The following is a 9,872-nucleotide window of genomic DNA, read 5'->3' on the forward strand; positions in this document are numbered from 1 at the left end:
TAAGCTTTTTGTTATCATATTTTTCAGAGTTTCTCCTCTATTTTCTCTTGCATAACATCATTAGACCAAATGCCTTTGGCTCCTTTTCTCATATCCATCGTTAATTTCAATGTACCTGATTCAAGACTAATAGCATTATCTTCACTAGCAACTAGTAATACTTCACTCACATTTTCCTGCAAAGCCTCTTTACCCATTTCTTCTTCAGATATGGTTGCTATCACTGTTTTTATCTTATCAATTATTCCCATCCATAGCATCCTCATAACAGGCTTCATAGCCTCCTCCCCATGGGCTCCTTCCGTGTCCACTTTAATAGAAAGATTCTTCGCTAAAAGTTCACTAAGGACGTCACTCACTTTTTTGCTATGAGAGGTAATCTGCAGTTTACTAGGCGCTGAACTCTCATCTAAAAATTCCTCATTTTCGCCATCAGAAAGCTTAAATAGCCACCCTTGAGCACTGGGGAGCTCCAAAGATTCAATAGCTCCGGCATATAGATATTTTAAATCTACTTTGCGACCATCCATCGACCCGAGCAGTACCACCCCTTCTGATTCATCATAGTTTAGAAGCCACCCTTCTGAGTAACTATGAGCTGTGCGGATAACTAAAAAAGGAGGCTGCGGATTTTCCTTATTCTTTTCTTCTTTTACCCATTCATTGGCGTGTTTTAATATCTCCATGGGCTTTTTAGCCTGCAATGACAATAATGCTTTTAACTCCATAACTTTTAATAAAAAATGTTTTACAAAGCTATATTCCATCATTTTCTGCCGCCTCACTGAATACCATGACTTTAGCATATCACCCTCTGTGGTTAGCTCTACTAATAGCTATCATGATAGCTTTGCTTCAATTATTTAAAATAAATTAATTATGGGATTACAAGAGAAAAAAGCTATTCAAGCTATTAAAGAACAGTACTTTAACGATTATCAAAAAGAACTAAATGAAGTAGTAGGTAAAGAACTACCCATCGACATCCAATGGGGTACTTTTAACAATGACCTCAATGCCATTAAATTCATTCCTAGTGTTTGTCTGCAAAGAATTGTAAATGCTATTAAGGAAATCTGCTCAGATTCTGTAGGTAAAGAGGCCATTCAGGAAAGTGTGCAAACAATCGTAGTACACAACATTGAGCAAGAAAATGCCGAAGCTAACAAAAGCCTTGTTTTTGACGGAGGTGTATTTACTATCAGAGCCAGCTATGGTGGGCATCACAGCGGTTTCTTTAATGATCTACAAATCAGAGAATATTTAGAGAACGCATTATAAACGAGATCGAACTCTATTTATAAGGAGGAGTATAATATGCTGAACCGAAGTGCTATTTAGCCAGGTGCTAGCGCTAAGAGAAAGCAATATAAATATAGGACAGGCTTAAACCTACCAATTGATTAATCGACCATTTACCAATAGACTTATCCTATATAATAAATTATCATCTAACTAAAAATAAAGATTATGGAAGCTGAAAACAGCATGTCTAAACTGTTGGTAAACATATTAAAATCCAAAGGGCTTACAGATGAGCATATTACGGCCTTAGAACTATCAGGCGTATGCAGCAAAGATGATTTTACTATGATTGGCGACTACCAAACATTAATGGACGTAACTGGAGTTGACGAAGAGGCAAGTCAAAAGGTAATGAGCTGGGCTTTGGGAGCTTCCGCGCCTGTAGCGACTAATGGCAAAGAAAGTGACGGTAGCTCTAACACCCCTATTATAGTGGAGAGCTCTGATGTAGTGAAATGTGTGCACTGCGGCGCTAAGCAGCCTAAGGATTATGAAACCGGAGACCTTTGTATTTCTTGTGGCCTACAAGCGGAGCCTGTACTAAGCTGCCACTGGTGCTATAGCTCCGGACCCGGGAAATTTTGTAGGGAATGTGGATCTGAATTTCTAGGGGCTTCAGACTATGAAATAGGCCTGTTCTTAAAGAAAGAGGGAGAATCTAAAAACTCAATTGTAAAGCTAGTCAAAGAAATGACCGCTCAGGAGAAAGAAGCCATATGGGCTAAAATCAGAAAATCAAGATAAATATCTATGACAACAGTATTATATTGCGAACAATGCGACGCTCAACAGCCCAATGATTGGAAGTCCGGTGACTTGTGTGTGCAGTGTGGCGGAGCAGTAAGAGAAGAAGTTCGTTGTGCCTGGTGTGCTCACACTACTCCCAATGGAAAGTTTTGTAAGCACTGTGGTAATGAGGTACAGTCAGACGCCAACTTTGGCCCCGCTCGTATACTCAAGAGCTTAGGGGTAGATCAGCTAGAGCTCACTAAAAAGCTAAATGAGCTTTCTGAACCCAAGCTGGAGCAATATAGGAATCAGTTTAACCAGCACTATGCTCATATCGAAATGGCCAGACAGGATCTGCGCCGATTAGAGAGCATAGTAGTTATACAAGGGCAAGAGAAGTTCAATATTTTAGAAAAAGAACTTCTGCCCCAAATTCCTTTTAGTGATGATTACATTGAAAAATGTAAAAGTTATGCTAAGCTAGACGCCCCCGAAAGTGACTTAGAGTTTCTTCAGCGTAGCAAGCTGTTTAACAGTAACATCAATCAGGAGCTAGCTAAAATTGCATATTTAAGGATAGCACCATTTCCTCAAGAGAAAAATTTAAGCGCCGCAACACTTGATATACTTAATACCATTTTAAATGAAAAAGCGCCTTTCAGACAGGAAAATGTACTATTTTTTAGCCATATAAATAGCTTTTTGCCTAAGCTTAACTGGAATATAGTCGCAGAAAAAGATGAGCTGCAAACTAAAAACGGCAAAGATCTTATTGAGCAAATACATGACTTGGTAGAGCCCATGCTAAAGATAGGCTACCTAAAAGCTTATGCGTCTTTGGCTTTCTACCATCTACTCTATGGGTTAGGCAAAACAAATCATGCTAAATATGATCGCTTTCAAACACTAGCACAAGAAAGCCTCGACCATCATGATGATTCACTGAAGCTAAGTGCCGCACTTCTTTTTAATAATGTTGACATAATAGTTAACATAGCGAAAAATGATACGCCCGTAGGAGCATATGCACTTAGATGGCTACTTACTAATGAACCCAATCGTCTACCGGACATTGCCGAAGGGGGTAAGATCACTAAAACACAGTTCAGCGTACTAGAAGAGCAGGTTAAATTCCTCAAAGCAGACTACCTCAAGCAACTGGAACACTGGGAAGACTTGAAAAGGGCGCAAGCACAAAAAAGTCAAGACAAAATCAATAATATTGGCAATCTCTATCATAATAACTCGAAATATGAAGAGATAAGAAGAGAAAACGAGGAAAAAATGGCCGAGCTAAACCAGCGCAAGCCACAGCCTCCTTCTTTTCCTGAGGCATTCGAAAAGCTCTGCCCAAAGATTATCGCACTTATTACCGATGCTACAGATTACAGGGCGGCTGACTTTAAAGATGAAAATGGCCGTACTTTTTATAGCCGCGTATTAGATTTTATAGGTGAATTTGGTTCCGTTAGCCAGCAAGACATTGATGCGGTAGTTAAGCACAGCAAAACCTACAAACAATATGATGGCATAGAGGCTCTTATTAAGCATGATTGCCCTGAAAGCCTTAATTACAACGAGGCTATAAACTTTTGGTTTGCCAGACCAGAAGCTCTTAAAACTTATGAAGAAGGAGCTGTATTCTTACAACAAGCCTATCTAATATTTAAAGCAGGAAACTTCCCAGAGGCTGCGGCTTTAAACAGATTGCTTTTTTTCATTAAAATTCATTTAAGAAAGATCAATAGCAAAGATGGCGTAACCAGGGGTGTTGTTCTCAATATCTTTAACGCACTTTCTGAAGCTCGTCATCATGTTTCTTATGTATTTGCCCAGTTCTTTATAGAGGCTATATTCAATACTCAAAATTTCCTGGCTGCAGACTGGTTTACTTTTATCACCTTTAGTCAAGGGTATTTATCTGGGCATTATTTTATAGATAGCAAAGAAGAGCCACGAGCCTTTACTTTAACAGAAACTTTCATCAATGACTTTTTTGAAGGTTCCTGGGAGCTTTTTGTTTCTAAATACAGCCAGGTGATTTCATTCAAAAATACAATGGGGTCAGAAGCTAACCATAGCCAGCTGATAGATAGATGGATAGAACCAGTGGCTAATGATTTTGCCGCCCTGCTGCTTGAAAATCCTGAGTTTAGTAACACGCTTTTAGAAGCACACAAAGAGGCTAAGCTATTAAAGAATGATGGTATTTTACAGATTCAAACAGAAGAAGGTATTTTCCCTTTTATAGAGGCCTTAGGCAATAAGACTTATTGGGACAGTGGCGATGTTATATTATACTACCACCGCCATAATGACCTAAATTTTAAACAGCCAGAAGCCTGCCTCAATAATTTTCAAAATTGGCTCATTAGAGATAACTTTCTTAATTATTACGGACCGGTATTTGATAAATATGCCCGTCACTTTTTCACCTTCTCTGTAAATAGCAACGAAGTGCCTGTAGGTATGATTCGGGCGTGGTTGCATTTATCAGCAGCTACTGCTACAGATGAAAAACGTTCTCGCTTTTTCAATGATCAGTTCAAGTGCTTGGTTCCCTATTCTGGGAGTGATGAAATGGTGACCGTCATGCGAGAGGGAGAAGACTTTCAACTTACCGGACAGTATGTAATCGACTATATCTTCAATGATTTTAATGAATTATTGACTTACGTCGAAACAAATTTCTATAAAGGCCTTAATCCTGATACCAATAAGTTTGTATTACACGCACTTAAAGACTTGGGAGCTAATCTGGGCAATGTGCTAATTGAGGAAGATGATAAAAATAAGCTCATGATCTGTCTGCTCAATACGGGCTTGTATAAAGAGAATGATGATCATGAACGTGAATTCTGGACAGATCCGCTGCTAAATGTTATGCTGCAAGTAGCGTCCATCATGGAAGACAAAAAAAGTGCTCTTATTTATATCTGGCAAATCGCTGATGTCCATTTCAACATTACTGATAGAGTATATGAGTTTGTGAAGGAAGAAATAGCATGTATCCTTAAGGCGGACCAAGCCTATGGCATCAAGTTACTATATGCTTATTTGGATGATTATTACTTTGGTAAACATGGTGCACCATGGGTAAATGACATCATGGAAGAATGCGTAGAGGATATAGCCAGAGGCTTTGTAGATAACCCGGAACTTATGCTATTAGAAGTTGACAACCTACTCAGGTATATCAATAAGAAAGCCTATGATAATGACCAGGATCGTATTCAGCGTGAATATAAAAAGCATATATTAAATGTGCTCAAACACATGCAGGTAGAAGAAATTCCTGATCAGTTCCTTACCATGCTGAAATTTAAAATGAGAAATAAAGAGTTAGATTTCTTCTTTCTTACCGATTTGGAAAGTTGGATGAGTGATAATAATATCTCTTATCAAGAAGATGAAGAACCAGAATCTGAACGTACTAGCTCTGAAGAAGAAGCACATACAGTAAACTTAGAGGTACCTGACGAAATAGACTACGATCCTGATGAGATATCTATGGATCTGATGGAGCTAAGTACATTCATGAGTACCTTCAGCGCCACACCAGAAAACATGACCAAACTTATTAATCATTTGCCTTATTATAAAAAGGACAGGAGTAACAACCCTATGCCACTCTCTATTCTTATGATGAAGCAAGCAGAGATAAAACCATTTCTAGAGAATGATATTAGCTCAGCTATTAATCTTTATCAAAAACTATTGGAGATAATCATAGACCCGCTTTGCGCCCCTGATGGACCATTTTCTGCTTACGGACAATTCGCAGCTATGCAAATGCAGCAACTACTGGAAGGATCTATGTTTGCTATGCAATATATTACTTCTCTAGAAGCTATGTCCGGTGCTGGAGCATACACTCCTGCACATCAGCAAATGATTGAAAATACCATTGAAACACTTAAAACTCAAGGCAAATAATGAACAAGCTTGTATTACCAGCAGAAAATGAATTGCACTGGGCTATAAGTTTATCAGCCCTCCAAATGCAAACCGTGGGTAATTGTGATCACGAAGACCTGCTAGGTTATGATCATACTAACCCAAGCATAATAAGCTACTTTAAAGATTATCTATTTACCCATAACATTTATAGTAAGAAGGATGTAAATGATGCGCTTTATTTCTATGCAAATGACAGGATGTATAACCAAATGTTTCATGAAATGAGCCATCAAGCAGATTTGCTCTCTGAGGAAGATTTCAATACGCTGATAGATGACCAGGATACCGATACTAATAAAAAAAGGCTTCTTTTGGCACAGCATTATAGCTCTTCATTAAAAAAATGCGGCCTTATTGGCTATGACATCTCTTCTTACATCATGTTATGTCGCCTTTGTGTGCTGTGTGGCTACCTTTCCGAAGAAGAACTGAGGCGTAGAGTGACGGAAATTGCTCCTCTAGCCAGGCGCTATTTTAGCAACTGGGAAGACTTCAATAAAAATGTAGTACTTGGAGATCAGTTTGTAAAAGGAGAAATGGATATGAATAACGAAGCCATTGCTGTTACTAACCCAATACTAAGAAGCTATCATGAGCTATATGCCTCTAGAGGTATGGAGTCTTTCCCATTTAAAAATGATTACTGGTCTGAAGAAACTAAATAACCATGGTAGAAGAATTTATTAAAATACTGGAAGCCGCAAGAGAGTCGTACCGCGCGTGCAATATTATGCATACGCAAGTGAACTTGAACCATGCGAAGCAATTATTGCCTGAAATAGATGATGAAGAACAGCTCATTGCTTATCATAAGCTAAGCATAAAAGCACTTATATGGCTCTTTGGTCATGAAGAGCAAAATGCAACAGCAGTGCTCAACCATTTTGAATATCTGGAAAGTATCAATCATGCAGAAGAATTAGATTACGTGCATGCTACTTCCTTTTATGGCTTTTGTGAGTTGCCTTTATTCGAAAAAGGTCTTAAAAAATTCCCAAAAAGTATTGGGCTAAAAAAGAACTTGGCGCGTTATTTTGAGCACCACAGAGAATACGACAAGGCCCAAGCCTGCTTAAAAGAAGCTATGGACCAGGCTCCTCATGATCTTGATGCCCTTATGGATAGCCAAATTTTTTACCAACGCGAAGCAGAATCGCTTGCCGGGAAAGGCTATGCTGATATTAATGAAAGTAATATCAAACGACTAGTGGAAGTAAGTGGAGAAACCTATCAGAGCCGTTTTCAGCAAGAGCTATTAGCTTCTGATATGGCTAAATCTGCTCTTACAGAACATGAAATGAACTGCCACTTGGCTCTTAACTTTGCACGCCGAGGAGAATGGCAGCAGGCCGGAGAAACTTGGAGTGTACTAAGTGCCAAAGAAGCTCATAATAACAACAGCTTGCTCGCTTTCGCTGAATTAAATAATATGTCTAGAAGGTATAAAGATACTTTCACTTTATTAGATAACTATGAAGCTCCGAAAATAGCAGAATCTTTTAGCTCTTTGGATGATGCAATTAGTAAGTGGCAAGAAAAAAGTCCTACAAACAGGCAACACAGCAGGGCGTTGTACCTGAAAGGTGTAGCGCTTAAAGCGGAAGGAAATGCTGAGCAAGCTATAGCGTTATATGACCAGGCTCTAGAAATAACACCCATCAATACACAGGCCATTTTAGGGAAAGCGCGAGCATATTTTAGTTTGGAAAAGTATGAGGAATCATTCAACCTCATTAATGAGGCATACGAAGAAGGTCTTAGCAATGCTGTCTATTTTAATGAATATGCAGAGATATACTTCGGTTTGAGAGATACCCAAAGATTATATCAAATATTAAACAGGTTACATCAAACAGAAGTGGTTACCGCAAGAACCGCCTACCTCATGGGAGTGGCCTTGTATGGTGGTGGTGATCATAAGAACTCTGTAGAATGGCTTACTAAATCATTGGAAAACTTCGGTTCGCATGCTGACTTGGCTAATGCATTATACTATAGGGCATTGGCACATAGAGCAAAATATGATTTTAGTGAGGCCATTAAAGATACCCAAGGGCTATTTCAATTTTACCAAGAAGGAAGCCCAAATTATCTGCATACCCTTCTGCTTATGGGTGATATGGCTTATCAGCTGAATGCACTTGATAAAGCTTATGACTACTTTGCCGCTGTTAATCAGCATCAACCAGTGAACGGTATTTATAAACTCTATATGCAGCTACTCATCCATGATGGTTATGATCAAAATTCACAATTTGGAAAACCAGAGAATATTTCAGAGCTCTCTTTGGAGTCATTAATTCACGAGCCTGAAGATGCCATTGATTATTTAGTCAATGCAAAAGTATATGCTATTTTCAATATGACAGAAGAGGCTATTGCAGCTTACATACAAGTAGCTGATATGGGCTATAAACCTGATGTATATTACTACTCGGCATTCAATACAGCTTATGCTGCCAAGAAATATGCTGCTGTGGTAGAATTATATCATAAAATTCTGGAGATAGTACCTACGGCATTTAACGACGTGCTTTCTGCCAAATGGGCTTTTGCTTTGTATAAGTTAGAAAGGTATGAAGAAACGGTAAAAGCCTATGAAGAAATACTTTATAACTTCCCTAGCATTTCCGATGACCTTGACAGCACTATTAAGTGGGCCAAGATAATAGCGGAAAGCCATTACCAATTGGGACATTATGATGAAGCGGTGAAGTATCTGGGCATAGTTTGCAGTCGTAAAAAGCAGCTTAGCTATCAAGACCTCTTTGATTTTGAAAAGTACCTGACTAGCCGCAATGATTATGACCCATTTACCCTTTATAGCCTATTAAAAACCCTAGAAGAAGATGGAGCAGAACTATCAGAAGAGCAACAAGATAAACTCAAAAAATTGGAAAGTAAATTACTGAATGAGCTGGTAAGTGCGGATTTTTAATTTGTGATAGTAAAGGCCGTTTCATAATGAAACGGCCTTCTATTTTATAGCCTATTAAAGAGACTCTAACTTTCGTTTATTATTGCCTTCTGGCAAGATTTCTTAAATTAATCAATGTTTGTTCCGCATCCTTACTAGAAGAGAACAATGACCTTGAGTTAATTATAATATATTTTTCCATTGCCTGATTATCCTTCATTTCCACTGTAATGTACTTAGTCTTCTTTAACTGAAAAGACGTTGGGTAACCAATTTGATCAAAAGTGTAGGATTTCGCTGGCCTAAATTGTTTTTTTAAAACTATTTTATCCCCCACAATTCGAGCATCACAAGAATAGGCAAACAAGTATATCAAAAAGCTTACTGAAGCTAAAAAGACAGCTGCAGATAGAAGCATTCCCATATGAAAATCCTGATCCAGATTTGAGAAAATAACTATAGGACTCATGATCAAAATAAAGAAGGCCGAAATGTACAAGCCTATACCAGTCCAATTAGATGACAATTTAACTTCTCCTTGATTATTCATTATACAAATTATTAGTTCTAACAATCTGTATCTCATTAGGATAATAAAGGTAACACCTTGCAAAAACCGAAATTTTCAGAATTATTTGAATGTAATTAATACTGATATGAATAATTAGTCTTTTACCGAATGTTCATGAATATACTGAAAGCTTAGTCAGCAATAAACCATTCCATCAAAAGCTTGATTTACCCCAATCTATGAAGCAGGAACTTCAGCATATTATTTCCCAGAAGAATATTTGTGAATTTGTTAAGAAAAAAAATGAAGTATTTAACTAAATATATACTTTTGATTTTTAATCAAACATTCATTTTTTCATGAACAACAATTTTTTAATCGTATTAAGTTTTGGGATCAACCCCCAATCATCAGGACAGTATTAAGCTGTAATTAAGTTCTACAATCATA

7 protein-coding genes are annotated in these 9,872 nt (G+C 37.9%); 5 read left to right on the top strand and 2 right to left on the bottom strand.

The window, feature by feature from the left end; genetic code table 11:
• Positions 1-23: 23 nt before the first annotated feature.
• Entirely contained in the window at positions 24-728 is a 705-nt protein-coding gene (locus JL102_RS17370; protein WP_202245707.1) for a hypothetical protein, read from the bottom strand.
• A gap of 151 nt (positions 729-879) precedes the next feature.
• On the opposite strand from JL102_RS17370, the gene JL102_RS17375 reads away from it, so the two are divergent.
• The 5 genes from JL102_RS17375 to JL102_RS17395 all read left to right on the top strand — a co-directional run bounded on the left by JL102_RS17375 (position 880) and on the right by JL102_RS17395 (position 8,932).
• Complete coding sequence (locus JL102_RS17375) at positions 880-1,281, top strand: hypothetical protein (protein WP_202245708.1); 402 nt, start codon at positions 880-882, stop codon at positions 1,279-1,281.
• A 189-nt stretch (positions 1,282-1,470) separates the two neighbouring features.
• A complete protein-coding gene (locus tag JL102_RS17380) occupies positions 1,471-2,049 on the top strand; it encodes a hypothetical protein (RefSeq protein WP_202245709.1) in 579 nt (192 codons plus the stop codon).
• Between the two features lie 6 nt (positions 2,050-2,055).
• The gene (locus tag JL102_RS17385) at positions 2,056-5,970 is read left to right on the top strand and encodes a zinc ribbon domain-containing protein (protein ID WP_202245710.1); all 3,915 of its coding nucleotides are present in this window, start codon (positions 2,056-2,058) and stop codon (positions 5,968-5,970) included.
• On the top strand, positions 5,970-6,659 hold the full coding sequence (locus JL102_RS17390; protein ID WP_202245711.1) for a DUF1266 domain-containing protein: 690 nt from the start codon (positions 5,970-5,972) through the stop codon (positions 6,657-6,659). The genes JL102_RS17385 and JL102_RS17390 overlap by 1 nt, the downstream gene beginning before the upstream one ends.
• Before the next feature lie 2 nt (positions 6,660-6,661).
• Entirely contained in the window at positions 6,662-8,932 is a 2,271-nt protein-coding gene (locus JL102_RS17395; protein WP_202245712.1) for a tetratricopeptide repeat protein, read from the top strand.
• A 79-nt stretch (positions 8,933-9,011) separates the two neighbouring features.
• Here the strand turns inward: JL102_RS17395 and JL102_RS17400 are convergent, their stop codons facing one another.
• The gene (locus tag JL102_RS17400) at positions 9,012-9,461 is read right to left on the bottom strand and encodes a hypothetical protein (RefSeq protein ID WP_202245713.1); all 450 of its coding nucleotides are present in this window, start codon (positions 9,459-9,461) and stop codon (positions 9,012-9,014) included.
• Between the last annotated feature and the right edge of the window lie 411 nt (positions 9,462-9,872).

It is taken from the genome of Fulvivirga sediminis (assembly GCF_016757215.1).
GTDB lineage: Bacteria > Bacteroidota > Bacteroidia > Cytophagales > Cyclobacteriaceae > Fulvivirga > Fulvivirga sediminis.

Excerpts from the sequence above, each read along its gene's own strand:
- JL102_RS17370 (WP_202245707.1), bottom strand. The coding sequence starts at position 728 with ATGGAGTTAAAAGCATTATTGTCATTGCAGGCTAAAAAGCCCATGGAG.
- JL102_RS17375 (WP_202245708.1), top strand. The coding sequence starts at position 880 with ATGGGATTACAAGAGAAAAAAGCTATTCAAGCTATTAAAGAACAGTAC.
- JL102_RS17395 (WP_202245712.1), top strand. The coding sequence starts at position 6,662 with ATGGTAGAAGAATTTATTAAAATACTGGAAGCCGCAAGAGAGTCGTAC.
- JL102_RS17380 (WP_202245709.1), top strand. The coding sequence starts at position 1,471 with ATGGAAGCTGAAAACAGCATGTCTAAACTGTTGGTAAACATATTAAAA.
- JL102_RS17385 (WP_202245710.1), top strand. The coding sequence starts at position 2,056 with ATGACAACAGTATTATATTGCGAACAATGCGACGCTCAACAGCCCAAT.
- JL102_RS17390 (WP_202245711.1), top strand. The coding sequence starts at position 5,970 with ATGAACAAGCTTGTATTACCAGCAGAAAATGAATTGCACTGGGCTATA.
- JL102_RS17400 (WP_202245713.1), bottom strand. The coding sequence starts at position 9,461 with ATGAATAATCAAGGAGAAGTTAAATTGTCATCTAATTGGACTGGTATA.